We start from the raw sequence: 23,879 nt of genomic DNA, 5'->3' as shown, positions 1-23,879 counted from the left end.
CTGGCGTAAATGTAGGGCGTTTTATGGGCTTGAGGTAAATGTGTCCGCAGTGGTTGTAAGAAGTTTTAACTATGCATTGTCGTGAACTTCCTAAAGAAACTTCTTACAGATAGGTACTCAAAACGCTGTTCGTTATTTTGGTTCGGACTACCCGGTCAGTGGTCTAAAGCGACCAATTATTTTTACCCCTCCCACACGCACTGATGTGTTGTCTGATTCTTTAGTGAAGGGCCAAAGCGACAGACTGGCACCCGGCAATTGTGCCTGGGTGTTATTTATTTATGGCTGTATATATCCGGGAAGATAAAACGTTGGGCGATGGAGTCGCCAGGACACAAATAAACAGCGCCTGATAACTTTTCAGTGACAGGACAAGCATGAAAAAGATTGTTGGTTTGACTCTCGGTATCGTCTGCCTGGCTTCGGCCCTGAGCGCCCAGGCAACCACCAGTGCGCAACTGGTCGTCCGGGGTACGATTACCCCCGCGGCGTGCAACCTGAGCCTGGCGGGCAGTGGCATTATCGATTACGGCACCATTCGTTCAGGTGAGCTGTCCCAGGCGGCATTCACTCCGCGCGAGGAGCGCAGCACGTCCCTGGTGGTTAATTGCGGGAGCACGCCGGCGAAGTTCGGCATCACGTTCACCGACCTGCAGGCAGGCAGCAAGGTGCCGGGCATCCTGGGAGCAGGCTTCACCGAAGCGCAGAACTTTGGTCTTGGCGCGGTCGGCGCCCGTCGAACCGGTGGTTACTCGGTCACGCTCAGGGACCTGCGCACATCCGGCGTGGCGCTGTATCCCATCATGCGCACCGGCGCAGGCGCGTGGCAGGTCAGCGATGGCAAGGTCGCCCAATCGCCACATCAGTACTCGTGGCGCAACAGCACCACGCTTGCCCCGGTTTCCATCAACCAGTTGACCGGCACGCTTGCAGTCAGGGCGGTCATCAACAGGGCTCAGGACCTGGACCTGAGTCGCGATATATCCATTGATGGTCGCGCCACGCTGGTACTGAGTTACATCTAAACGACTGAAAACAGCCAATCGGGAAATTCATACTTTCTGGTTGGCTGTTTTTTTGTGGGTGCCTGGATGTCAATCACCAACTTGAACGGTTGCGGGGAATAGTAAGTGCGTGGTTTATCAATAATAAGTAACGCGTTGTCAGGTTATCTCGGCACTTGCGTTTTGTTGGCTGCTGTTGCCGTTGCGGATGGCATGTTGCCGGAAACCACCGTTGTCGTGCTGTATGAGGAGGACGGTGAAGCCACATTGAATATCAAGAACACCGATGCGGGGCCTGCGTTATTGCATTCGGTGGTGGAAAACATTCCTGAAGACCCGGAGCCGCTGTTGATTGTCACGCCGCCCATTACACGGGTGGAGGCGGGTGACACGCAATTGGTGCGCTTTATCAGCACCTTGAAGACACCGCTCAAGACCCAGCGGCTCAAGCGCGTGTCCTTCGAGGGCATCCCCCAGGCGCGCGCTGCGGGTGGGGCGACCATCGGTATCACCCTGCGTCAGAACTTGCCGTTGATCCTGCATCCGCAGGGCCTGCCCCGGCATCACACGCCCTGGGAGTTGCTGAAGTGGAAGCGGGCGGGTGAACGCCTGACGGTTCATAACGACAGCGCCTACGTGGTACGCCTCGCGCCGGACGTACAACTATTGCCACAGCGCGCGCTGGCCATGCTGCCGCGCACTTATATCCTGCCGGGGGAAACGCTGGCGGCGAAGGCTGACAGCCCGCTGGGCAGCGTCACGGAGGTCGAGATCCAGCCGGCCACGGTTTATGGGTTCTCGGTAGATCATTACCGGGCGCCGATCAACGCCGATGAGGGGTGATCGCCTCATGAAAGGTCCGTCGATGGCCACCTCGTCCCTGTTTGTCGGGTTTGCCACGCTGTGGGGCCTGCCCGGTCTGGTCACCGCGCTGGAGCTGGGAGAGGGCTTCGACCTTGCGGCGCTCACGGCCCACGGCATTGACCCAAAGGTGTCTGATTACTTTCGCAGCGCGGCGCGGTTTCGCGAAGGCGTGCAGGTGGTGGGGTTGCGGGTCAATGGCAACCCGCTTGGGCTGGTGGACGCGCGCTTCGACCGGCAGGGCCAGTTGTGCTTCACGCCGGGTTTGCTTCAGAAAGCCGGGTTGGTAAAGCCTGAAAGGGTCCTCGTCAAAGCCGCCTCGCCAGACCAGGCTTGCCATGACTTTCTCGGGGCATTCCCGACGACGATGGTGCGTTTGCGCCCCGGTACGGATGAAGTGGCGCTGGTGGTACCGACGCAATCCCAGCGTGGTCCCGAATGGGAGGCCGGGCATTTTTCCAGGGGCGGCGCGGCGGCGTTGTTCAACTATGACGTGCAGGGCTTCGACAGCCGCTCGCGCAGCGGGCCGAGCCGGTTTGTGTCGGCGTATACCGAGGCGGGGTTCAATTGGGAGGACTGGATTGTCCGCAGCCGCCAGTTCTATGTGTCCGATAACGGCAAGGCGCGTACCGAACACCTGTACGCCTTCGCACAACGCGACATCGCCGCGCTGCAATCGACTTTCCAGGTGGGGCAACTGTCCAGTAACAACCCGCTGTTCGGCGGGATACAGCTGTCGGGCCTGCAGTTTTCCCCGGACGGCCAATCCCGGGCGTCGTCCGGCAGCAACAACGCGGTGGTCGAGGGCCTGGCCCAGAGCCAGTCGCGGGTTGAGGTGCGGCAGTCCGGCGTGTTGATCCATACCACGCTGGTGCCCGAAGGCCCGTTCCGGCTGACGGGGCTGCCGTTGCTCAATGGCACCAGCGACCTTGAGGTCAGCGTGATTGATGTGCGGGGCGCCAGGCGCAGCTTTGTAGTGCCCGCAGCGTCTTTCGCCGGTGCGGTGCCGACCGCGCCCGGCTATTACTTTTCGCTGGGCAGGCTGCGTCGCAGCACTGCAGAGGAAGGCCCGTCACCTGTGGTTGCCATGGGCAGTGGCACTTGGGGGCTGGGGCGCGATTCTTCCGCGGGTTTCGGCTTATTGAGTACCGATGACTACTGGTCGGCAGGCGGCACCTTGAGCAGCGTTTTTTTCCAGCGGGTTTCCATGGGGGTTCGTCAGAACCTGTCCCGGGACAGTAAAAATGCGGTGTCCGGTGCGCGCAGCAGCGTGTCTGTCAGTAGCCCGTTGTTCGCCCATCTCGACGTGAACTTCAGTGCGACCAGTCAAAGCCAGGGTTATCGCGAGGTGCTTGAAGCAGGCCGATCGCTCAAGGCCGATGAGCTGGGTTCGCGGTTCAAACATCAATACACGGCGGGCATGAGCTGGGCCGATCCCTCGCTGGGGGTGTTTGCCCTGGGGTATACCCGCAGTGCGCAATTTGACCGGCAAACCTCTGAACATGTGTTTGCCTCGTGGAACAAATCCATGCGCTACGCCGATGTTGCGTTGATTGCCGATTCACAGGTCGGCGGCACACGCGCTCGCCGGGACGCAGCATCGTCGAGCAACCGGCAGGACGAGGACCTGTCGATACGGCTGCAGGTCAGCGTGCCGCTGGGCGGCGATCGCCGAGTGAACAGCTACACCAGCCGTCGTGGGGAGCGGTTCACTGCGGGCACGGCGTTCAGCGACCGGGTCAAAGAGTCCGTGAATTACGAAGTGGGTGTGGAGCGAGATCTCAGGTCCAGGGAGCAATCCTTTCGCGGGCAAGTGGACATGCTGCCGCGCTACACACGGGTTGGCCTCGGGGTCAGCCGCGACCCGCTGGGCACCAGCTACACCGGGCAGTTGCAGGGCGGCCTGGTGGCTCATGAAGGCGGTGTGACGTTCTCGCCCTACACCGTGCAGGACACCTTCGGCGTGGTGAAAGTCGGCGACATCGGCTCCGCCGAAATCGAGACGCCCCAAGGCCCGGTATGGACCGATTTCAGCGGGCAAGCGGTGATCGCAGGCTTGCCGGCGTACACCAACAGCCGGGTCGAGGTGCAGACCCGGTCCTTGCCCAGGCGCGTCGATCTGAAGAATGGCACCCAGGTGCTCGCGGCGGGGCGAGGGTCCTTCAATGCCGTGGGGTTCGATGTGGTGAACGTGCGTCGCATCCTGCTCACGGCGAGCGATCAGCAAGGCCGGCCGTTGCCACAGGGCGCGGCGGTGTTCGGCAAAGGTGATCGTTTTCTGACCAGTGTGGTGGGCGACGGCATGATTTTCCTGAATGACGTCAGTGAGTCGCAAAGCCTGCGGGTTGCGCTGCCGGATGCTTCCTCGTGCCTACTGCGTTTAGCGCCTGGAAATAAACCTGAACAGGACAAGTTTTATGAATCGACCTCGGCGGTGTGCCATGCCCGTTAACCTCGCAGGCCTGCCGTGGCTGGCGCTGTTTACCCTGCTGGTGGCCTTTGACGCGCGGGCGGAAAACTGCCGGCTGTCCTTGAGCCAGCCACGTATCGACTATGGTGCCATTCGCCGGGAAGCGCGGGTGGGGGGTGCAAGCTTCGCGCTTGGCCCACGCAGAGTGAGCCTGAATGTTGTGTGCGTAGAACCTGTGCCAATGGGCTTGAGATTTATCGGGGCTGCCGACGGGCGGGGCTTTCAGTTTGGCCGCCAAGGGCGTTTTCACCTCAGCCTCCAGCACGCCCAGGTGGATGGGCATGCTATCGGCTGGGCGGCTGCCCACTTGCCCGGCGAGCCGGCCAGTGGGCAACTGCTGCCCGGCCAGACCTTGTTGGCTCGGCTGGGCGGGATACCGATGGTCGGCCGACGCCTGACAGCCCAGCTCGAGATCGACGCAGAACTGCCCGCCCATGCACTGGACGTGCGCGATGAAACACCGCTGGAGGGGCAGGGCAGTTTCGAGCTGATCAGCCCGGCTGTTCCACCGAGCCAATGAAGTTGGCGAATTCCGGCGTCCTGGGGTTGGCAAACAGGGTTTTGGGATCGCCCACTTCATGCACCTTGCCCTGGTGCATGAACACCAGCTTGTCGCCGACTTCCCGGGCGAAGCGCATTTCGTGGGTCACCATGATCAGCGTCATGCCGTCTTTGGCCAGTTGGCGCACCACGCTGAGCACTTCGTTGACCAGTTCCGGGTCCAGGGCCGAGGTGATTTCATCGCACAACAACACTTTGGGCGACATGGCCAGCGCACGGGCAATGGCAACACGTTGTTGCTGGCCGCCGGACAGGCGGTCGGGGAAGGCATCGAATTTCTCGCCCAGCCCGACGCGCTCCAGCATCTGTTTTGCGAGTTGCACGGCCTTGGCCTTGGGCACTTTTTGCACCACTTGCGGTGCGAGCATCACGTTCTCGCCCACCGTCAGGTGCGGGAACAGGTTGAATTGCTGGAACACCATGCCGACTTTCTGCCGCAGGGTGCGCAGGTCGGCGCGGGCGGCATCCAGGTATTCGCCGTCGACTTCGATCACACCGTCGTTGATCGATTCAAGGCCATTGAGGGTACGCAGCAAGGTGGACTTGCCCGAGCCGCTGCGGCCGATGATCGCCACCACCTGGCCTTCTTCAACCGTCAGGTCGATGCCCTTGAGTACGTGGTGATCGCCGTAATACTTATGCAGGGCGGAAATTCTAAGCAGAGGCATGCAGTCTCCTTTCCAGGTAGCGCGCACTGAGGGACAAGGGGTAGCAGAGCAAAAAGTAACCAAGCGCCACCAGCCCGTAGACCATAAAGGGCTCGAACGTGGCGTTGGCGAGCATGCCGCCGGTTTTGGTGAGTTCGGTAAAGCCGATAATCGAGGTCACTGCGGTGCCTTTAACCACTTGCACCGAGAAACCCACGGTGGGCGCCACGGCAATTCGCAGGGCCTGGGGAAGAATGACGTAGCGCAGCTGCTCAAACGGGTTAAGCGCCAGGCTGGCTGAGGCTTCCCATTGCCCGTGGGCGATGGACTCGACGCAACCGCGCCAGATTTCGGCGAGGTAGGCGCTGGTAAACAGGGTCAAGGCAATAGCGGCTGCCAGCCATGGCGAGATATCCACACCGAGCAGGGCGATGCCGAAAAACACCAGGAATAGCTGCATCAGCAACGGCGTGCCCTGGAACAGTTCGATATAGGTGCGGGCAACGTTGCGCGGGAAGGCATTGCGGCTGATGCGCATCGTCATCACCAGCAAGCCGATCACGCCGCCGCCGACAAACGCCACCAGCGACAGCAACAGCGTCCACTGCAGGCCGGTGGCCAGGTTGCGCACGATGTCCCAGAAGGAGAAATCACTCATCGGCTGTTCCTCATCACGTAGCGGCGGCCGATCCAGTTGAGCAACTGGCGAATCATCAACGCCATGCACAGGTACACCAACGTGGTCAGTGCATAGGTTTCAAAGGCGCGGAAGTTGCGCGACTGGATAAAGTTGGCGGCAAAGCTCAGCTCTTCCGTGGCAATTTGCGAGCACACCGCCGAGCCGAGCATCACGATGATGATCTGGCTGCTCAGGGCCGGCCACACCTTGCCCAGCGCCGGCAGCAGCACCACGTGGCGGAACGCTTCGAAACGCGTCATCGCCAATGCGGCGGCGGCTTCGAGCTGGCCACGCGGTATGGCCTGGATGCCGGCGCGGATGATCTCGGTCGAGTAAGCCCCGAGGTTGATCACCATCGCCAGCACGGCAGCTTGCCACTCGGTGATCTTCAGCCCCAGGGACGGCAGGCCGAAGAAGATGAAGAACAACTGCACCAGAAACGGCGTGTTGCGGATCAACTCGACATACACCCCGAAGAACCAGGCGAACGGCTGGATCTTCCACGCCCTTACCACCGCGCCGACGGTGCCCAGGGCCACGCCGAGAAGGGCGCCGATGGCCGTCAGCTCCAGCGTGAACAGGGCGCCGCGCAACAGCAGGTCGGTGTTGGCCAGCACCGGCACAAAGTCAAATTGATACGCCATGAATCAGCTCCGTCGCTTCAGAGGTCAGCCGGCAGCGGCTCTTTGAGCCATTGCATCGCGTTCTTTTCCAGGCTGCCGTCGGCCTTGGCCGCCACGAGGATCTGGTTGACCTTCTCCAACAGGGCCGGCTCGTTCTTGTTCACGCCCACGTACACCGGCGAATCCTTGAGCTTCACTTTCAGCGCCGGTACGCGTTTCGGGTTGCGCTCGCTGATGGCGACCATCACCACGTTGCCGCTGGCAATCAGGTCAACCTGGCCGGCCAGGTAGGCGGCGATGGTGGAGTTGTTGTCTTCGAAGCGCTTGATCGTGGCTTCCTTGGGCGCCACGGCGGTCAGCTCGATGTCTTCGATGGCGCCACGGGTGACGCTGATGGTTTTGCCTTTGAGGTCGTCGGTGGTGCTGATCGGCGCGTCAGGCGGGCCGAACACAGCCAGGTAGAAGGGGGCATAGGCCTTGGAGAAGTCGATGACCTTCTCGCGCTCGGCGTTTTTGCCCAGGCTGGAAATCACCAGGTCAACCTTGCCGGTGGTCAGGAACGGGATGCGGTTGGTGCTGTTGACCGGGGTCAGCTCCAGCTTGACCTTGAGCTGGTCGGCCAGCAGCTTGGCGGTGTCGATGTCCAGGCCGCGGGGTTTCATGTCCGGGCCGACCGAGCCGAACGGCGGGAAGTCCTGAGGCACGGCGACCTTGAGGGTGCCACGGGCAACGATATCGTCCAGACCGTTGGCCTGGGCGGGTGCGTGGCTCAGCATCAGGCTGGCGAACACGGCAGTGAGCAGGGCGCTGTAGCGCTTGGTCATGGCAACTCTCCGGAAATGGCGAAGGAATTTTCTGTTGGGGTGCAGTGCACAGCCCATGCCATCACGCTGTAGATCGCCTGTAACGCTGGGATTTGTTGAGGCGCGGTGGTCTTACTGGTCTGAACAGTGCCCGCGCTTTTCGCACCTTTTTCGAGCGCCGCGAAAACCCCGCGAGCCCCTTTGGGGCGTGGCTTGCCGCCGGCTGCGAATAGCTTTACAACTAGCCGCTCAGTTGACTGGAACCTTGAGTTTTTTATGAATTCCATTGCCCAAGCCGTACCGGAAGCGGCCCTGCAGGCCATCCGCAAACTGATCAAGGAGCAGGGCTTCTCGGCGGGTGATGCGTTGCCGTCCCAGCGTGACCTGGCGGTGCAGTTGGGGGTCAGCCGGGCGTCGTTGCGCGAGGCGTTGTCGTCCCTCAGCGCCCTGGGCGTGGTCAGCGTGCAACCAGGTAAAGGTGTGTTTGTGCAGGCCGTGGACGAAGCACCAGGGTTTGCCTGGCCGTTTGCGGCGCAGGCCACGCCGCTGGATATTTTCCAGTTGCGCTACGCCCTCGAGGGGTTTGCAGCCGGTTTGGCGGCGATAACCTTGACCCTCGATGAGCTGGACGGCCTGGAAGACAACGTCGAGGCGATGCGCAAAGTGCTCAAGGCTGGCGACTTTGAAGCTGCCGCCCGGCTGGATTTCGAATTTCACCAGCGCATCTTGCTGGCCAGCGGCAATCAGGCGATGGTGAGTATCCTGAGTGCCAGTGCCGACGTGTTTCTGGAGAGTCAGAAGCTACCGTTCATCCGACCGGAGCGGGCCATGGAAACCTGGCAGGAGCACCGCAAAATCCTGCGCGCCCTGGCCCGTCGCGCCAGCGCGGCGGCGCAGAAAACCATGCAGGAACACGTACGCAACGCGGCATTGCGCACCGGCATCGCCTTCGCCACCCCCGTGGTGCCTTGAGCCGGGCGATACCCAAACTCATGCACCACCATAGCAAGACTCAATCAGAGGCGGCTTCCTGAACGGGGGAAGGGCGGCTATGATGGGCCACGTTTTTTTTGCTTACATTCCGGAGACATCCATGAGCAACGATCTTATCAAGCACGTCACCGACGCGACCTTTGAGGCCGAAGTACTCAAGGCTCAAGGCCCGGTGCTGGTTGACTACTGGGCTGAATGGTGCGGCCCTTGCAAAATGATCGCCCCTGTTCTGGACGACATTGCGACCACCTACGAAGGCAAACTGACCATTGCCAAGCTGAACATCGACGACAACCAGGAAACCCCGGCCAAGCATGGCGTGCGTGGTATCCCGACGCTGATGCTGTTCAAGAACGGCAACGTCGAAGCCACTAAAGTGGGCGCGCTGTCGAAGTCTCAGCTGCAAGCTTTCCTCGACGCGAACATCTAAGCGTCGTCAAAAAAGCCCCGCCAATCAGCGGGGCTTTTTCGTGAAACAGGGCTAGACGCTCCGAAATTCAGGTGTTACATTCGGCCCCGCACTGGTTTCTCCACTGCCCCCTGCAAGCCGTCGCCGACGCATTCCTTTTCGATTAGTACGCGATCCTGTCGCCTTCTCTGCGGCGCGGCCTCATTAAGCCAAAAGCTTAATTTCCCCCCCTCCATAAATGATTACGTCATTCCTATATGAATCTGACTGAACTCAAGCAAAAGCCGATTACCGACCTGCTTCAATTGGCCGAAGAAATGGGCATAGAAAATATGGCCCGTTCGCGCAAGCAGGACGTGATTTTCTCCCTGCTCAAGAAGCACGCGAAAAGCGGCGAGGAAATCTCCGGTGATGGCGTGCTGGAGATTCTCCAGGACGGCTTCGGCTTCCTCCGCTCTGCAGACGCGTCCTATCTCGCCGGCCCGGACGATATCTACGTCTCGCCGAGCCAGATCCGTCGCTTCAACTTGCGCACCGGTGACACCATCGTTGGCAAGATCCGCCCTCCTAAGGAAGGCGAGCGTTATTTCGCGCTGCTCAAGGTCGACACCATCAACTTCGACCGCCCGGAGAACGCGAAAAACAAGATTCTCTTCGAGAACCTGACCCCGCTGTTCCCGACCGTGCGCATGAAGATGGAAGCCGGCAACGGTTCCACCGAAGACTTGACCGGCCGTGTGATCGACCTGTGCGCGCCGATCGGCAAGGGCCAGCGTGGTCTGATCGTCGCACCGCCGAAAGCCGGTAAGACCATCATGCTGCAGAACATTGCAGCGAACATCGCGCGCAACAACCCTGAAGTTCACTTGATCGTACTGTTGATCGATGAGCGTCCGGAAGAAGTGACCGAAATGCAGCGCACCGTGCGCGGCGAAGTGGTTGCCTCCACGTTCGACGAGCCGCCAACCCGCCACGTGCAGGTTGCCGAAATGGTGATCGAGAAGGCCAAACGCCTGGTCGAACACAAAAAGGACGTGGTGATCCTGCTCGACTCCATCACGCGTCTGGCTCGCGCCTACAACACCGTGATCCCGAGCTCCGGCAAGGTATTGACCGGTGGTGTCGATGCCCACGCCCTGGAGAAACCAAAGCGTTTCTTCGGTGCTGCGCGGAACATCGAAGAAGGCGGCTCGCTGACCATTATCGCCACCGCGCTGGTTGAAACCGGCTCGAAGATGGACGAAGTGATCTACGAAGAGTTCAAGGGTACCGGCAACATGGAGCTCCCTCTGGACCGTCGTATCGCTGAAAAGCGTGTGTTCCCGGCCATCAACATCAACCGCTCCGGCACTCGCCGTGAAGAGTTGCTGACTGCCGACGACGAACTGCAGCGTATGTGGATTCTGCGCAAGCTGCTGCACCCGATGGATGAAGTTGCAGCGATCGAGTTCCTGGTGGACAAGCTGAAAACCACCAAAACCAACGACGAGTTCTTCCTGTCGATGAAGCGTAAGTAACAAGGCGTTTAACGCCGGAGAAAATGGTGCCCTTTGGGGTGCCATTTTTTTTGCGCCAAACAGGGAGGTTTGTGTGCCGAGAGTGTCAGTAAAGAAACAAAAAAGGCCAGCACGCTTACGCTCTTCTCCATTTGTATCAGGCTGATTGAGATTTATGACCGCACTTGCATACCGAAGAGACATTGATGGCCTGCGTGCCATTGCTGTCCTCGCTGTGGTTTTGTTCCATTTTGGCGTTCCCGGGCTTTCGGGGGGCTTTGTTGGCGTAGACGTATTCTTCGTGATCTCGGGCTTCCTGATCACCTCGATCATTTTGCGTGAGCGTGAAACAGGCAACTTCAGCTTTTTGAATTTCTGGGCGCGTCGTGCCAGGCGGATCCTGCCGGCGTTGCTGGTGATGATGTTTGTGTCTTTGGTGGCCGGCTGGTTTTTGATGGCACCCAAGGATTATTCCGAACTGGGCCGCTCAATTCATAACCAGGTGATTTTCATCTCCAACCTGTTCTTCATGCGTCAGGACGGTTACTTCGAAACCGCCTCCGACATGAAGCCGATGTTGCACACCTGGTCACTGTCGGTTGAAGAACAGTTCTATATCGCGTTTCCGCTGGTATTGGCGGTGCTGTCGAGCCGCTTGAAACAGTGGCGTGCCGCTTTGTTCGTATTGCTGCTGGTGTCGTTTGCGGCAAGTGTGTGGGCTGTGTCCGTGGCCCCCGAAAAAGCCTTTTTCCTGTTACCCATGCGCGCCTGGGAGCTGTTGGCAGGCTCCATGCTGGCCGTTATGCCGGCACGGGCCCAGCGTATCAGCCCGACGCTGGCGCAACTCGTCAGTGCCGCCAGCCTGGGACTGATCCTGGTGGCGGTATTGGGCTATGACGCCAATACCGCCTTCCCGGGGGCCGCGGCGCTGTTGCCGGTCATGGGCGTGGTGGGGCTGATCTGGGCCAACGGCCAGCAACGCACCCTGATCGGGCAGTTGCTCGGCAGCCGACTGCTGGTGGGGATCGGGCTGATTTCCTACTCGTGGTACCTGTGGCACTGGCCGGTCCTGGTGTTTGGCAAGTACGCGAGTATTTTTGGCCTGACGCAATGGGAGGTCGCGGCGCTGTTCGTATTGAGCCTGCTGTTGGGCTATGTGTCCTGGCGGTTTGTCGAGGGGCCCTTCCGGGAGCGGCGCCTGCTGGCGGGCAATCGTGCGGTTCTGGCGGCAGGTTTTGTTGGGCTCGCCGGTTTGGGGTTGATCGGCAAAGGTCTGGTCTGGTCGGATGGTTTCACCTGGCGGTTGTCGCCGCAGGCGCTGCAATTTGCCGACGCTTATACCTGGGCGCCTGACCTGATGAGCTGCCTGTCGGATGACAAAAAGAACAATCACCGTGAACTCTGCCATTTTGGCCCGCAAACCGGAGCCTCGCGTGCACTGGTCTGGGGTGACAGCCACGCTGCGGCGTTGGTGCCGGCACTTGAAGAAGCGGCGGGCAAGTTTGGCTTGAGCATTACACAAGCCGGTTATTCCGGCTGCGTGCCCTTTGCCCGCAAAGAAAACACCCCAGGGTGCAGGGCCTATAACCAGCGTGTCACCCAGCTGTTAAGCAAAGACTCATTCAGTGATGTGGTGCTGGTCGCCCGCTGGAGTCTGTACGTCTATGGTGAGCGCAATGGCGATACCGGCGCTTCCATTCATGATCCGGTAACCGGCAAGTATGACCGGGGTGTCGCCGAGCACCTGTTCTTCGAAGGCGTGAGTGGGCTGGTGCAGCAACTGCGAGCCAACGGGCATCGGGTCTGGCTGGTCAAGGAGGTGCCGTTGCAGGAATTCAACGTACCTTATCGGCTTAGCCGTTTGGCAATGCTGGGGCGTCCTACCGACAGGGAAGGTTTGCCTTTGGCTGAACACCTTGAGCGTCAAGCTTATATAAGCGCTGTATTTGCTCAAATCGCGGGGGCTGATCCGGAGGTTCAAGTGCTGGATCCAACGCCAAAGCTGTGCGATGCAAAGGGTTGGTGCCGTGTCGAGCGGGGTGGCCAGTCGCTGTATACCGATGACAACCATCTGTCGAGGGTAGGCACACAGTATGTGGAAAGCTTCCTTGACCCCTTCTTCAACACCTTGCGCGAGGTCTCCGTTGAGTCGGGCGTGAGTCGTATTGACGCGCAATAAGCTGCCAGCGTGCGTAAGAGCAGGTAGGATGTACGCCTATTTTACGGGTGGCATGGTTAATGAAATTCAAGGATCTTCGGGATTTCGTGCAGCAACTTGAGCAGCGCGGAGAGTTGAAACGTATCCAGATGCCGATTTCCCCGGTGCTGGAGATGACTGAGATTTGCGACCGCACCCTGCGTAACAAGGGCCCGGCGCTGCTGTTCGAAAACCCGACCGGCTTTGATATCCCGGTGCTGGGCAACCTGTTCGGTACCCCCGAACGCGTGGCCTTTGGCATGGGCGCCGAGTCCGTCAGCGAGCTGCGCGAGATCGGCAAGCTGCTGGCCTTCCTCAAAGAGCCCGAGCCGCCCAAGGGCCTGAAGGACGCTTGGTCGAAGCTGCCGATCTTCCGCAAGATCATTGCCATGGCCCCCAAAGTGGTCAAGGACGCGGTGTGCCAGGAGGTGGTTATTGAAGGCGATGACGTCGACCTGGCCATGCTGCCGGTGCAGACCTGCTGGCCCGGCGACGTCGGCCCGCTGATCACCTGGGGCCTGACCGTCACCAAGGGCCCGAACAAGGACCGCCAGAACCTCGGTATCTACCGCCAGCAGGTGATCGGCCGCAACAAGGTCATCATGCGTTGGCTGAGCCACCGTGGCGGCGCGCTGGACTTTCGCGAGTGGTGCGAAAAGCACCCTGGCAAGCCGTTTCCGGTTTCCGTGGCCCTGGGCGCTGATCCTGCGACCATCCTCGGCGCCGTGACGCCGGTGCCCGACAGCCTGTCTGAATACGCTTTCGCCGGCCTGCTGCGTGGCAACCGCACGGAGCTGGTGAAGTGCCGTGGCAACGACCTGCAAGTGCCGGCCACCGCTGAAATCATCCTCGAAGGCGTGATCCATCCGGGCGAAATGGCCGATGAAGGCCCCTACGGCGACCACACCGGTTACTACAACGAAGTCGACAGCTTCCCGGTGTTCACCGTCGAGCGCATCACCCACCGGATCAAACCGATTTACCACAGCACGTACACCGGCCGTCCGCCGGATGAGCCGGCCATTCTCGGCGTGGCGTTGAACGAAGTGTTCGTGCCGATCCTGCAGAAGCAGTTCCCGGAAATCACCGACTTCTATTTGCCGCCCGAAGGGTGCTCGTACCGCATGGCCGTTGTGACCATGAAGAAGTCGTACCCCGGCCACGCCAAGCGCGTAATGCTCGGTGTGTGGTCGTTTTTGCGACAATTCATGTACACCAAGTTCGTTATCGTCACCGACGACGACATCAATGCCCGCGACTGGAATGACGTGATCTGGGCCATCACCACGCGCATGGACCCCAAGCGCGACACGGTGATGATCGACAACACGCCGATCGACTACCTCGACTTCGCCTCCCCGGTATCGGGCCTGGGCTCGAAAATGGGTCTGGATGCCACCCATAAATGGCCGGGTGAAACCACCCGCGAGTGGGGCCGGGTGATCGTCAAGGATGAAGCCGTGACCGCGCGTGTCGATGCAATCTGGAAAGAACTGGGAATAGATTGATGCGTGTAACCCTGCAACCTTCCGGCGCCATTCTGCAGCTGGTACCTGGCGAGCGAATCCTTGAAGGCGCGCGCCGCCTGGGCTACGAATGCCCGCAGGCCTGTCGCAATGGCGTGTGCCATGTGTGCGCGGCACTGCTGGTGGAAGGCCGGGTGCAGCAGGCTGGCGAGGTGCGTGACCATGGTGAGTTCTACACCTGTATCGCCGAGCCGCTGGAAGATTGCGTTGTGTTGTGGGATGGCGTGCTGGCGCCGGGAGAGTTGCCGTTGCGCAAGTTGTCGTGCCAATTGAGTGAGTGCGTGGAAGTCGGTGGCGATGTATGGCGCGTGCGCCTGCGTGCCCCGGCCGGCAAGGCCGTGCGTTACCACGCCGGGCAATACCTGATGATTGAGCGGGAAAGCGGCGAGAAATCCGCGTTTTCCCTGGCTTCGGCGCCCCACGCCGGGCGTGATCTGGAGCTGCATGTGCTGGCCCGTGAGGACAGCGCGCGCAACCTGCTTGAACAGTTGCAGCGCAACCAGATGGCGCGCATCGAGCTGCCATTTGGCGACACGCACCTGGCGGAGCTGCCGGACGGGCCACTGGTGTTGATCGCTGCCGGCACCGGCATGGCGCAAATGCACAGCCTGATCGAGCATTGCCGCGCCTCCGGCTTCAAACACCCGGTGCACCTGTACTGGGGTGTGCGGCGCCCGGAAGATTTCTATGAGATCGAACACTGGGACCAGTGGCAGCAACTGCCCAACCTGTACTTGCACAAAGTCGTCAGCGACTTGTGCGGTTGGGAAGGGCGCTGCGGGCTGTTGCACGAAGCGGTGTGCGAAGACATCAGCGACCTCAAGGCCGTGCACGTCTATGCCAGCGGCTCACCGGCAATGATCTACGGCACGCTGGATGCGCTGGTCGAAGCCGGCATGGATGCGCACCAGATGCGCGCGGATGTGTTTGCCTATGCCCCTCGGCCCTGAAGCCGACCACAGAAACACTGATTAACCTGTGGGAGCTGGCTTGCCTGCGATAGCGGTGTGTCAGCTTGCACACATTGCACTGACCCGCCGCAATCGCAGGCAAGCCAGCTCTCACAAGGATTGGTGTGTGCTTTTAGAACCGCACGCCGGTCGTGATCATCGCCGCATTGAACCCCAGCAACACCACCTCCGCCGCCACCGGTCCGTAATGCGTGCCCACGGAAGGAATAATCACCGGCGCAACGCCGAATCGGTTCAATGGAATTTTGTCGCGGTATTTGCCGCGATATCCCTGAATCGCCCCGCCTGTCAGCTTCAGATACACCGGATAGTCAGCCATGTCATAGCGCTTGCCCGCGTAGGCGTAGTACGAGCGCTGGCTGAACGAGTTGCGAAATGTCGCGCCGCCATACACAAAGCCTGACGCTTCGTTGCGCTCCAGATTGATCAAATCCTGATGATTGTTGTGCTTGGGGTCCGGCGAAAAGTGCCGGGTGTACACGTTGGTTTGCGCGTACCAGAAGCCCTTGTCGTCATTGGCGGGCGGTACTTCGGCAGCCAGTGCGGTGGTGGCCTGGGCCAGCAACAACAGGCCGGGCAATCGAAACTTTTTCATGGGTGCGACCTCGGTAGTCGGTTTGAAGGGCGGCTAATGGGGTCGTGATGTGCGCGCTATTTTGACGGATCGGCGCGCGCCCAAGCTGAACCGGCGCTGAAAGTACCGGGATTGCAGGGTGCAATCCTGATGGGCGGGCCGCCGGGCTTATGCATTCGCATATTCCTTAAAGGTATTTAATTTGTTACATAAATATCTTTAAGCTATATCTCAACGGACTACCGAATTCTTCCAATCACCAATAACTGACCGCTACCGCCCGCCAGCCGGATCGATCGTATGAACTCAGAGCACTGACGTTCTGATTTTTGATTCACAGGGGAGCGGTATGGGGAGCTACAAGAAACACGCGCTGTACTCGGCGATTTTGTCGGCGAATTTGCTGACCGCCGCGGGCTTCAACCAGGCATCGGCTGCCGAAGCGGCCACCGCCGATGCACCAAAACTCGACACCGTGATCGTCACCGGCACCCGCGCCCAGGAGCGCACCGCCAGTGCTTCGCTGTCGCCCATCGATGTGATTTCCGGCGACACCTTGCGCAGCACGGGCTCCGATGAGCTGGGGGCCGTGTTGGCACGCCTGATTCCGTCGATCAACTTCCCGCGCCCAAGCCTGGTGGACGGCGCCGAGCTGGTGCGGCCTGCGCAGCTGCGCGGCTTGTCGCCGGATCAGGTGCTGGTGCTGGTTAACGGCAAGCGCCGCCACACCAGTGCATTCGTCAACCTGGGCGGCGCCGTGGGCCGGGGTTCGGCTCCGGCGGATTTGAACGCGATCCCGCTGTCGGCGGTGGACCATATCGAAGTGCTGCGTGATGGCGCGTCCGCCCGTTACGGCTCCGACGCGATTGCCGGGGTGATCAACGTAATCCTCAAGCACGACGACCACGGCGGCTCGGTCTCCAGCAAGTTCGGCGAGTACAAAAAGGGCGACGGCATTCAGCGTAATGTCAGCGGCAACACCGGCTTTGCGTTGGGCGACAACGGCTTTATCAACGTTTCCGGCGAAGGCGCCGACAACGATTACACCAACCGCGCCGGGGACGATTTCCGACCGGCCAGCGTAGGTTCCACTACGTACGGCCAGCGTGTGTTCCGTCAGGGCGAGCCGGCGACGAATGAAGGAAAATTCCAGTTCAACTCCGAATATTCCTTCAACGATGCGGCCGAGTTCTACTCCTTCGGCGGCTACAGCAAACGGCGTGGCGAAACCGCAGCGTTTTACCGCGCGAGCAATGCGTCCAACAACATCCCGGCGCTCAACCCCAACGGTTACCTGCCGCTGATCAAGGGCAACCTTGAAGACACCTCGCTGGTGGTGGGCTTGCGCGGCTTGCTGGCCTACGACTGGCACTACGACCTGTCGGCCAACTACGGCAAGAACCAGTACGAGTTGAGCACCGAAACCATCAACACATCCCTGGGCCTGGCGACACCGCGCAAATTCAACAACGGTACGCTGAGCAATGACCAGAAACAGGTCAGCCTGGATCTGTCCCGCGAATTCGATGTGGGCTTCCTGCCGTATCCGGTGTCGGTGGCCTTCGGTGGCGAATACCTGCATCAGGGCTATGAAATCGAGGCGGGTGACCCGGCGTCCTACTACCAGACCGGCAGCTCGGGCCTTGGCGGCTTCCGGGATGCCGACGCCGGCAGCAGCTCGCGGCACAACTGGGCCCAGTACCTGGACCTGGAAACCAATTTCACCGAAAAGCTCAGCGCCTCGGCTGCTGTGCGTCATGAGGACTACAGTGATTTCGGCTCCAACGTCAGCGGCTCGCTCTCGGCCCGCTACGACTTCACCCCGCAAGTGGCCTTGCGCGGCAGCATTTCCAACGGTTTCCGCGCGCCGTCCCTGGCCCAACAGAACTTTGCCTACACCTCGTCGCAGTTGATCGGCAGCACCATTCAGGAAGCCGGTACCTTCCCGGCCAACAGCCAGGTGGCGCGCCTGCTGGGTGCCGAAGACCTGAAAGCCGAGAAGTCGCGCAACTACAGCCTCGGCCTGGTGCTGGAGCCGGCGGATGACCTGACCTTGACGCTCGATGTGTACCGCATCGACATTCGCGACCGCATCAGCCTGTCGTCCAACCTCAACCTCAACCCGGCGACCATCGCTTACCTGCAGGCCAACGGCGTCGGCAACATCAATTACACCAGCGCCCGCTACTTCACCAACGCCACCGACACCAGCACCGACGGCGTCGACCTGGTGGCCAACTATCGCTACCAGTTCGATAACGGTATCCGCTGGAACAGCACCGTGGGCTACAACTACAACCACACCAAAGTGACGGACGTGAAGCCCAACCCGGCCATTCTCGGCAGCCTGGGCGCCAACCTGTTGCGGGTGGACCGCCGCGAGCAGATCGGTTTGCTGGGCGACACCACACCTCAGCACAAGCTGACGCTGGGTAACGATTTCACCTACGGCAACTGGGCGCTGCACAGCAACCTGGTGCGCTACGGTGAGTTCACCAGTTACCAGACGGACAAGGCCAACGATCAGACCTTCAACGCGACCTGGATCCTTGATCTGTCGGCGGACTATAAGTTGAAGAACTGGACCTTCACCTTGGGCGGCGACAACATCACTGACAAGTACCCGGAGAAGGTCAACGCGTTCGCCAGCAGCGGCGGCAACCTCGCCTATAGCACTTTTTCGCCGTACGGTTACAGCGGCGCGTTCTATTACGGTAAAGTTGCCTATAACTGGTAGTACGCAGGAGACCTAAGCGATTCGCCATGGCCGTTATTGAATCTGATCTTATGCAATTGGCTTACCCTCCGCGGCTCGATCTTGGGCCGCAACTCACTCACGAACAGTTGATGAGCTCAATGCAGGCCACCATGGCCCGGCATAAGGGTGGGCCGGTCTGGCTTTTCGCTTATGGTTCGCTGATCTGGCGCCCTGAATGTTCCTCGACCGAGCGCGTACGGGCACGGGTCCACGGTTATCACCGGGGGCTGTATTTGTGGTCGCAGGAGCATCGCGGTACGCCGGAGTCGCCGGGGTTGGTGTTCGGGCTGGATCGGGGCGGCTCGTGCAGCGGGTTTGCCTACCGCCTGCCGGACGATCAGCTCGAAGCTTCGCTCTACGCCTTATGGCAGCGCGAGATGCCATACCCTTCCTACCGGCCGCACTGGCTCAACTGCCGTCTTGAAGATGGCAGCCAGGTGCAGGCGCTGGGGTTTGTACTGGAGCGGCATCTACCGACGTATGCAGGCAACTTGCCCGACATCGTGCTCAATCATGTCCTGGAAAGTGCTTGCGGGCGTTACGGCACGACTCGCGATTATGTCGAGCAGACCGTCAACGCCCTGCGTAGCCACGCCATGCCGGATAAAAACCTGGAGGCGCGGCTCAAGCGTTGTGCCAAGGGCTGTTCAGGCGGCGATTAACGCGCCGCGCTGATGCTGTTGGTGTGTCGCAGTGTCGGCAGCAGGAAGGCAATCGCCAACAGGCACGCACCGACCAGCAGTACGAAACCACCATCCCAGCCAAAATGGTCCACGGTGTAGCCCATCGCCGCACTGGCCGCGACCGAACCACCCAGGTAGCCGAACAAACCGGTGAAACCCGCAGCAGTGCCGGCGGCTTTCTTCGGCGCCAGTTCCAACGCCTGCAGGCCGATCAGCATCACCGGGCCGTAGATCAGGAAGCCGATGGAGAACAGCGCGATCATGTCGATCATCGGGTTGCCCGGCGGGTTGAGCCAGTAAACCAGGGTCGCCACGGTTACCAGTGCCATGAACACCACGCCGGTCAGGCCACGGTTGCCACGGAAGATCTTGTCCGACATCCAGCCGCACAGCAGCGTGCCCGGAATGCCCGCCCACTCATAGAAGAAGTACGCCCACGAGGTTTTATCCACGTTGAAGTGCTTGGCTTCTTTCAGGTAGGTCGGCGCCCAGTCCAGCACGCCATAGCGCAGCAGATAGACAAATACGTTGGCGAAGGCGATGTACCACAGCATTTTGTTGCGCAGCACGTACTTGACGAAGATTTCCTTGGCGCTGAATTCTTCTTCGTGGCTGGCGTTGTAGCCTTCCGGGTAATCGTTTTTGTATTCCTCGATCGGCGGCAGGCCCACCGATTGCGGGGTGTCGCGCATGGTGATGAAGGCAAACGCCGCCACCAGCAAGGCCACGGTCGCCGGCACGTAGAATGCCGCGTGCCAGTCGTTGAACCAGGCCATGCCCAGCAGGAACAGCGGGCCGATCAGGCCGCCGCCGACGTTGTGCGCCACGTTCCACACCGACACCACGCCGCCGCGTTCTTTCTGCGACCACCAGTGCACCATGGTCCGCCCGCTTGGCGGCCAGCCCATGCCCTGGGCCCAGCCGTTGATGAACAGCAAAATGAACATCATGGTCACGCTGGACGTGGCCCAAGGTGCGAAACCGAAAATGAACATCACCCCGGCCGATACCAGCAGGCCGAAGGTCAGGAAGTAGCGTGGGTTGGAGCGGTCGGACACCAGGCCCATCAAAAACTTGGACAGGCCGTAGGCAATCGCAATCGCCGACATCGCCAGGCCCAGTTCGCCACGGGTGTAACCCTCGTCGATCAGGTAGGGCATGGCCAGGGAGAAGTTTTTGCGCAGCAGGTAATACCCGGCATAACCGAAGAAAATACCGGCGAAGATCTGCCAGCGCAGTCGTCGGTAGGTACTGTCTATTTTTTCTTCAGGCAGGCGTGCCTGGTGTGCGGCAGGTCGAAAGAAAGCAAACATTCAAGAGCTCCAAATTTCTTGTTTTGACTGCGGATGCGAATGTTACAGTTTCGTTACCGAAAATAGCATCGCCTCTTATCTGCAAACACAGGAAATGAGAGCAATTGCATGTTCTTTTATGAACATGTCGCGAATAGACACGTGCTGGTCGTAGCTGGATCTTGAGACCACTGGAGACAAATGTGGGAGCTGGCTTGCCTGCGATGACTGTCTGTCAGCTAACACTTCTGTAACTGAAAGACTGCTATCGCAGGCAAGCCAGCTCCCACATGGGGTGCCTTTCAAGTCAATTACCGGGTCTGGACCACGACCTTGCCCACAGCCTTGCGCTGCCCCAGGTCATTGATCGCCTGAGCGGCCTGCTCCAGCGCATACACCTGCGACACCAGCGGCTTTAACTTGCCCTCGGCATACCAGGTAAACAGTTGCTGGAAGTTCGCCGCATTATCCTGCGGCTGGCGCTGGGCAAACGAGCCCCAGAACACACCGACCACGGACGCGCCCTTGAGCAGCGCCAGGTTGACCGGCAACTCGGGGATGCGCCCGCTGGCGAACCCCACCACCAACAGGCGGCCGTTCCAGGCGATGGAGCGCACGGCCTGGTCAAACAGGTCGCCGCCCACCGGGTCGTAGATCACATCCACGCCGTTGCCGTCGGTCAGGCGCTTGATTTCATCCTTGAGGTTGGCCTCGCTGTAATTGATCAGCTCGTCGGCCCCGGCCGCCTTGGCTACGGCGAGTTTGTCGGCGCTACTGGCGGCGGCAATCACCCTGGCGCCCATGGCTTTGCCGATTTCCACGGCGGCCAGGCCCACGCCACCGGAGGCGCCGAGTACCAGCAGGGTTTCGCCGGGTTGCAGGTGGGCGCGTTGTTTCAGCGCGTGCATCGACGTGCCGTAGGTCATGCTGAAGGCGGCGGCGGTGTTGAAGTCCATGCTCGGCGGAATCGGCAGCACGTTGTAGCCCGGCACCGCGACCTGCTCGGCAAAGCTGCCCCAGCCGGTCAGCGCCATCACGCGGTCGCCCACCTTCAAGTGGCTGACCTTTTCACCGACCTCACTGACCACACCCGCCGCTTCGCCACCCGGCGAAAACGGGAAGGGCGGCTTGAACTGGTATTTGCCCTCGATGATCAGGGTGTCCGGGAAATTGACCCCGGCGGCGTGCACGTCCAGCAGGATTTCGTTCTTCTTGATCGCAGGGCTTTCGATCTCTTCCAGCACCAGGGTTTCGGCGGGGCCGAAGGCTTTGCACAGCACAGCTTTCATCGGACTATTCCTTTTGGCATCGTGGCCGATAAGTGTAGGAGGGCAGGCCCGTGGGTCAACGAGCATGCCCGGGCCTGATAAGCCGCCATAAGCTTGTGCTCAGCCTTGCTAGCGTTATGCTACCCGGCAACCGAATTCGAGGAATGAACTGTGAAAGCGTGGATCCTGTTGATGCTGGCCCTGACCTTGCCGATGGCAGCCCAGGCCGAGGAAGCCAAAGAAGGCGAGGCGCCGAAGGTCAGCTATATCAGCCTGACCCCGCCGTTCGTGGGCAACTACGGCCTGGACGGTACGGCCAAGCTGAAGGTGTTCAAGGCCGACATCGCCCTGCGTGTGACCGGGCCTGAAGCCGCCGCCGCCGTCAAAGCCAACGACCCGCTGATCCGCAACCAGCTGGTGGCGCTGTTCACCCAGCAGACCAACGAAGCGATGAGCACGGTCGAGGGCAAGGAGAAGCTGCGTCAGGAAGCGCTCAAACAAACCCAGCAAGTAATGAACGACGAGACCGGCAAGCCGGTGGTCGAAGACCTGCTGTTCAACAACCTGATCATCCAGTAACGCTTCAGCGCAATGCGATGATGGCCGCCCATTGTTCGGCGGTCACCGGCATTACGGAAAGCCGGCTGCCTTTTTGCACCAGCGGCAGTTCGGCGAGGGCGGTTTGCTGTTTCAGGTAGCCAAGGCCCAGCACCTTGGGGAAGGTTTTAACGTGGGCCACATTGATGGCGCTCCACGGGTTTTTTTCGGCAGTGGCTTTGGCGTCGAAGTAGTGGCTTTCCGGCTCCAGCGCCGTCGGGTCCGGGTAAGCCGCCTCGACGATTTTGCCGATGCCGGCGATGCCGGGCACCGGGCAACTGGAGTGGTAAAAGAAAAACTCGTCGCCCACCGCCATGGCCCGCAGAAAGTTGCGCGCCTGGTAGTTGCGCACCCCGTCCCAGCGGGCTTCGCCGAGCTTTTCCAGGCCGTTGATCGAGAGTTCATCGGGCTCGGATTTCATCAACCAATAGGCCATGTTGGGGCTCCTGAAAAAGCGTTTGGGCAAGTTGTCGGGCAATTCCATGACAAACCGACAGTCGGTTGGCGCCAAGGTTTGCGTGTTGGTTCACGTTACCGCAGAATGCCCGCTTTTAAGCTTGACGCAGCTGCAACGGACTACTTTGGAACGTTGTTGTCATCGTGTACGAGGTGCCTGAAGGGGGGCAATCGATGCAACGTAAACCGGATTTACTATGGATTTTGGTTATTTTGTTTGGTCTGGGCGTTGTGACCACCGGGTATGCGCAGAGCTTGTGGTCGAACAAGACCGATGCTCCCGTTGAACTGACTCACCAGCAGTCGCAACCGTTCAAGCGTTAATTCTCTTCTTTATCAAGGCGCCGCTGATTCCAGCGGCGTTTTTGCAACATACCAGCGCTTATCGGAGACCGTGCCCGCCAACGGCACGTCCCAGCTTGCCTGATCCAGTCGCTCAACTTTCTGGCATTCGTGCGCCAGCCCCAGCAGGGTCGGTTTGCGCCAGCTTTTGCGCCGCGCCAGATACGCGAGGCTGCGGTCATAAAAGCCGCCGCCCATGCCCAGCCGCCCGCCCGCATCATCAAACCCCACCAGTGGCAGCAGCACCAGGTCCAGCGCCCAGAGCTGGCGTTGGCGATTGGCATTCACCTGTGGCTCAAGAATGCGAAAGCGGTTGGGCAGCAACTTATCCCCAGGTCGCACGCGTTGAAACACCATCCTGGTTCGCGGCCAGGCACTGAGCACCGGCAGGTAGGTGGCTTTGCCCCGGCGCTGGGCTGCACGCAGCAGCAGGCGCGGATCGATTTCACCGTCCGTCGGTAGGTATAAAGAGATATGTTTGGCCCGGCGAAACAGCGGGTGCTGTGCCAGTTGCCGATACAGGCCGTGGGCGGCCTTGCGCTGCTCGCTCGGCGAGAGTTCGCGGCGGGCTTTGCGCAACATGCGTCGAAGTTGCGGACGGGAAAGCGGCGCAGGTTCGGTCATGGTGTTCGGCTCATAAAACAATGCCAGTCCGAGGACTGGCATTGA

23 protein-coding genes are annotated in these 23,879 nt (G+C 60.3%); 14 read left to right on the top strand and 9 right to left on the bottom strand.

Going from position 1 to position 23,879, the window contains the following annotated elements; genetic code table 11:
• The first annotated feature begins 377 nt into the window (after positions 1-377).
• The 4 genes from ATI14_RS05670 (at position 378) to ATI14_RS05655 (ending at position 4,855) form a co-directional block, all read left to right on the top strand.
• On the top strand, positions 378-1,025 hold the full coding sequence (locus ATI14_RS05670; protein ID WP_016973091.1) for a DUF1120 domain-containing protein: 648 nt from the start codon (positions 378-380) through the stop codon (positions 1,023-1,025).
• A gap of 105 nt (positions 1,026-1,130) precedes the next feature.
• Positions 1,131-1,847 (top strand): fimbria/pilus chaperone family protein, encoded by a 717-nt coding sequence (locus ATI14_RS05665; RefSeq protein ID WP_416055374.1) that lies wholly within the window; start codon positions 1,131-1,133, stop codon positions 1,845-1,847.
• A gap of 22 nt (positions 1,848-1,869) precedes the next feature.
• The gene (locus tag ATI14_RS05660) at positions 1,870-4,317 is read left to right on the top strand and encodes a fimbria/pilus outer membrane usher protein (RefSeq protein WP_080520157.1); all 2,448 of its coding nucleotides are present in this window, start codon (positions 1,870-1,872) and stop codon (positions 4,315-4,317) included.
• Positions 4,307-4,855: a DUF1120 domain-containing protein gene (locus ATI14_RS05655; RefSeq protein WP_016973088.1), complete on the top strand. Its 549-nt coding sequence runs from the start codon at positions 4,307-4,309 to the stop codon at positions 4,853-4,855. The genes ATI14_RS05660 and ATI14_RS05655 overlap by 11 nt, the downstream gene beginning before the upstream one ends.
• On the opposite strand, the gene ATI14_RS05650 is transcribed toward ATI14_RS05655, so the two are convergent.
• The 4 genes from ATI14_RS05650 to ATI14_RS05635 are packed head-to-tail and all read right to left on the bottom strand — an operon-like array spanning position 4,827 to position 7,669.
• Complete coding sequence (locus tag ATI14_RS05650) at positions 4,827-5,564, bottom strand: amino acid ABC transporter ATP-binding protein (RefSeq protein ID WP_016973087.1); 738 nt, start codon at positions 5,562-5,564, stop codon at positions 4,827-4,829. The genes ATI14_RS05655 and ATI14_RS05650 overlap by 29 nt on opposite strands.
• Positions 5,551-6,201, bottom strand: a complete 651-nt coding sequence (locus ATI14_RS05645; protein WP_016973086.1) for an amino acid ABC transporter permease — start codon at positions 6,199-6,201, stop codon at positions 5,551-5,553. Before ATI14_RS05645 ends, ATI14_RS05650 begins: the two co-directional genes overlap by 14 nt.
• A complete protein-coding gene (locus ATI14_RS05640; protein ID WP_016973085.1) occupies positions 6,198-6,866 on the bottom strand; it encodes an amino acid ABC transporter permease in 669 nt (222 codons plus the stop codon). Before ATI14_RS05640 ends, ATI14_RS05645 begins: the two co-directional genes overlap by 4 nt.
• Positions 6,867-6,883: 17 nt before the next feature.
• Positions 6,884-7,669: a transporter substrate-binding domain-containing protein gene (locus tag ATI14_RS05635; RefSeq protein ID WP_016973084.1), complete on the bottom strand. Its 786-nt coding sequence runs from the start codon at positions 7,667-7,669 to the stop codon at positions 6,884-6,886.
• A 255-nt stretch (positions 7,670-7,924) separates the two neighbouring features.
• Here ATI14_RS05635 and ATI14_RS05630 point away from each other — a divergent pair, with 255 nt between their 5' ends.
• From ATI14_RS05630 to ATI14_RS05605, 6 genes are all read left to right on the top strand, one after another.
• Positions 7,925-8,620: a FadR/GntR family transcriptional regulator gene (locus tag ATI14_RS05630; protein ID WP_016973083.1), complete on the top strand. Its 696-nt coding sequence runs from the start codon at positions 7,925-7,927 to the stop codon at positions 8,618-8,620.
• 121 nt (positions 8,621-8,741) lie between these two features.
• Entirely contained in the window at positions 8,742-9,071 is a 330-nt protein-coding gene (trxA, locus tag ATI14_RS05625; RefSeq protein ID WP_003213989.1) for a thioredoxin TrxA, read from the top strand.
• A 236-nt stretch (positions 9,072-9,307) separates the two neighbouring features.
• Complete coding sequence (gene rho / locus ATI14_RS05620; protein WP_016973082.1) at positions 9,308-10,567, top strand: transcription termination factor Rho; 1,260 nt, start codon at positions 9,308-9,310, stop codon at positions 10,565-10,567.
• Positions 10,568-10,721: 154 nt separating this feature from the next.
• Entirely contained in the window at positions 10,722-12,725 is a 2,004-nt protein-coding gene (locus ATI14_RS05615) for an acyltransferase family protein (RefSeq protein WP_016973081.1), read from the top strand.
• Between the two features lie 59 nt (positions 12,726-12,784).
• Complete coding sequence (gene ubiD, locus ATI14_RS05610; RefSeq protein ID WP_016973080.1) at positions 12,785-14,251, top strand: 4-hydroxy-3-polyprenylbenzoate decarboxylase; 1,467 nt, start codon at positions 12,785-12,787, stop codon at positions 14,249-14,251.
• Entirely contained in the window at positions 14,251-15,219 is a 969-nt protein-coding gene (locus tag ATI14_RS05605) for a CDP-6-deoxy-delta-3,4-glucoseen reductase (protein ID WP_016973079.1), read from the top strand. The genes ubiD and ATI14_RS05605 overlap by 1 nt, the downstream gene beginning before the upstream one ends.
• A 133-nt stretch (positions 15,220-15,352) precedes the next feature.
• Here the strand turns inward: ATI14_RS05605 and ATI14_RS05600 are convergent, their stop codons facing one another.
• Complete coding sequence (locus tag ATI14_RS05600; protein WP_016973078.1) at positions 15,353-15,835, bottom strand: hypothetical protein; 483 nt, start codon at positions 15,833-15,835, stop codon at positions 15,353-15,355.
• Positions 15,836-16,163: 328 nt separating this feature from the next.
• Here ATI14_RS05600 and ATI14_RS05595 point away from each other — a divergent pair, with 328 nt between their 5' ends.
• Together ATI14_RS05595 and ATI14_RS05590 are read left to right on the top strand one after the other, a co-directional pair.
• Entirely contained in the window at positions 16,164-18,551 is a 2,388-nt protein-coding gene (locus ATI14_RS05595) for a TonB-dependent receptor plug domain-containing protein (protein ID WP_016973077.1), read from the top strand.
• Between the two features lie 26 nt (positions 18,552-18,577).
• Positions 18,578-19,234 carry a gamma-glutamylcyclotransferase gene (locus ATI14_RS05590; RefSeq protein ID WP_016973076.1) on the top strand — a complete coding sequence of 219 codons (657 nt, stop codon included), beginning with the start codon at positions 18,578-18,580 and terminating at the stop codon, positions 19,232-19,234.
• Here the strand turns inward: ATI14_RS05590 and glpT are convergent.
• Both glpT and ATI14_RS05580 read right to left on the bottom strand, forming a co-directional pair.
• Positions 19,231-20,568, bottom strand: coding sequence for a glycerol-3-phosphate transporter (glpT, locus tag ATI14_RS05585; RefSeq protein WP_016973075.1), 1,338 nt, complete (start codon positions 20,566-20,568; stop codon positions 19,231-19,233). The two genes, ATI14_RS05590 and glpT, sit on opposite strands and share 4 nt — an antisense overlap.
• Positions 20,569-20,858: 290 nt before the next feature.
• Entirely contained in the window at positions 20,859-21,836 is a 978-nt protein-coding gene (locus tag ATI14_RS05580) for an NADPH:quinone oxidoreductase family protein (protein WP_016973074.1), read from the bottom strand.
• Between the two features lie 150 nt (positions 21,837-21,986).
• Here ATI14_RS05580 and ATI14_RS05575 point away from each other — a divergent pair, with 150 nt between their 5' ends.
• Positions 21,987-22,394, top strand: coding sequence for a flagellar basal body-associated protein FliL (locus ATI14_RS05575; RefSeq protein ID WP_016973073.1), 408 nt, complete (start codon positions 21,987-21,989; stop codon positions 22,392-22,394).
• A gap of 4 nt (positions 22,395-22,398) precedes the next feature.
• On the opposite strand, the gene ATI14_RS05570 is transcribed toward ATI14_RS05575, so the two are convergent.
• The gene (locus ATI14_RS05570; protein WP_016973072.1) at positions 22,399-22,848 is read right to left on the bottom strand and encodes an EVE domain-containing protein; all 450 of its coding nucleotides are present in this window, start codon (positions 22,846-22,848) and stop codon (positions 22,399-22,401) included.
• Positions 22,849-23,042: 194 nt separating this feature from the next.
• On the opposite strand from ATI14_RS05570, the gene ATI14_RS31370 reads away from it, so the two are divergent.
• Positions 23,043-23,192 carry a hypothetical protein gene (locus ATI14_RS31370; RefSeq protein WP_016973071.1) on the top strand — a complete coding sequence of 50 codons (150 nt, stop codon included), beginning with the start codon at positions 23,043-23,045 and terminating at the stop codon, positions 23,190-23,192.
• 12 nt (positions 23,193-23,204) lie between these two features.
• Here the strand turns inward: ATI14_RS31370 and ATI14_RS05565 are convergent, their stop codons facing one another.
• Complete coding sequence (locus tag ATI14_RS05565) at positions 23,205-23,834, bottom strand: 5-formyltetrahydrofolate cyclo-ligase (RefSeq protein ID WP_016973070.1); 630 nt, start codon at positions 23,832-23,834, stop codon at positions 23,205-23,207.
• Positions 23,835-23,879 lie beyond the last annotated feature (45 nt).

The sequence above is a fragment of the Pseudomonas tolaasii NCPPB 2192 genome (assembly GCF_002813445.1).
GTDB lineage: Bacteria > Pseudomonadota > Gammaproteobacteria > Pseudomonadales > Pseudomonadaceae > Aquipseudomonas > Aquipseudomonas tolaasii.
Note: the sequence above shows the minus strand (reverse complement) of the source record. Positions and strands in the feature narration are given on the sequence as shown.

What these genes read in the sequence shown, in the direction of transcription:
- ATI14_RS31370 (WP_016973071.1), top strand. Translation starts at nt 23,043, where the DNA reads ATGCAACGTAAACCGGATTTACTATGGATTTTGGTTATTTTGTTTGGT.
- ATI14_RS05655 (WP_016973088.1), top strand. Translation starts at nt 4,307, where the DNA reads ATGCCCGTTAACCTCGCAGGCCTGCCGTGGCTGGCGCTGTTTACCCTG.
- ATI14_RS05605 (WP_016973079.1), top strand. Translation starts at nt 14,251, where the DNA reads ATGCGTGTAACCCTGCAACCTTCCGGCGCCATTCTGCAGCTGGTACCT.
- ATI14_RS05650 (WP_016973087.1), bottom strand. Translation starts at nt 5,564, where the DNA reads ATGCCTCTGCTTAGAATTTCCGCCCTGCATAAGTATTACGGCGATCAC.
- glpT (WP_016973075.1), bottom strand. Translation starts at nt 20,568, where the DNA reads ATGTTTGCTTTCTTTCGACCTGCCGCACACCAGGCACGCCTGCCTGAA.
- ATI14_RS05580 (WP_016973074.1), bottom strand. Translation starts at nt 21,836, where the DNA reads ATGAAAGCTGTGCTGTGCAAAGCCTTCGGCCCCGCCGAAACCCTGGTG.
- ATI14_RS05670 (WP_016973091.1), top strand. Translation starts at nt 378, where the DNA reads ATGAAAAAGATTGTTGGTTTGACTCTCGGTATCGTCTGCCTGGCTTCG.
- ATI14_RS05640 (WP_016973085.1), bottom strand. Translation starts at nt 6,866, where the DNA reads ATGGCGTATCAATTTGACTTTGTGCCGGTGCTGGCCAACACCGACCTG.
- ATI14_RS05645 (WP_016973086.1), bottom strand. Translation starts at nt 6,201, where the DNA reads ATGAGTGATTTCTCCTTCTGGGACATCGTGCGCAACCTGGCCACCGGC.
- rho (WP_016973082.1), top strand. Translation starts at nt 9,308, where the DNA reads ATGAATCTGACTGAACTCAAGCAAAAGCCGATTACCGACCTGCTTCAA.
- ATI14_RS05615 (WP_016973081.1), top strand. Translation starts at nt 10,722, where the DNA reads ATGACCGCACTTGCATACCGAAGAGACATTGATGGCCTGCGTGCCATT.
- ATI14_RS05660 (WP_080520157.1), top strand. Translation starts at nt 1,870, where the DNA reads ATGGCCACCTCGTCCCTGTTTGTCGGGTTTGCCACGCTGTGGGGCCTG.
- ATI14_RS05595 (WP_016973077.1), top strand. Translation starts at nt 16,164, where the DNA reads ATGGGGAGCTACAAGAAACACGCGCTGTACTCGGCGATTTTGTCGGCG.
- ATI14_RS05570 (WP_016973072.1), bottom strand. Translation starts at nt 22,848, where the DNA reads ATGGCCTATTGGTTGATGAAATCCGAGCCCGATGAACTCTCGATCAAC.
- trxA (WP_003213989.1), top strand. Translation starts at nt 8,742, where the DNA reads ATGAGCAACGATCTTATCAAGCACGTCACCGACGCGACCTTTGAGGCC.
- ATI14_RS05630 (WP_016973083.1), top strand. Translation starts at nt 7,925, where the DNA reads ATGAATTCCATTGCCCAAGCCGTACCGGAAGCGGCCCTGCAGGCCATC.
- ATI14_RS05635 (WP_016973084.1), bottom strand. Translation starts at nt 7,669, where the DNA reads ATGACCAAGCGCTACAGCGCCCTGCTCACTGCCGTGTTCGCCAGCCTG.
- ATI14_RS05590 (WP_016973076.1), top strand. Translation starts at nt 18,578, where the DNA reads ATGGCCGTTATTGAATCTGATCTTATGCAATTGGCTTACCCTCCGCGG.
- ATI14_RS05565 (WP_016973070.1), bottom strand. Translation starts at nt 23,834, where the DNA reads ATGACCGAACCTGCGCCGCTTTCCCGTCCGCAACTTCGACGCATGTTG.
- ATI14_RS05600 (WP_016973078.1), bottom strand. Translation starts at nt 15,835, where the DNA reads ATGAAAAAGTTTCGATTGCCCGGCCTGTTGTTGCTGGCCCAGGCCACC.
- ubiD (WP_016973080.1), top strand. Translation starts at nt 12,785, where the DNA reads ATGAAATTCAAGGATCTTCGGGATTTCGTGCAGCAACTTGAGCAGCGC.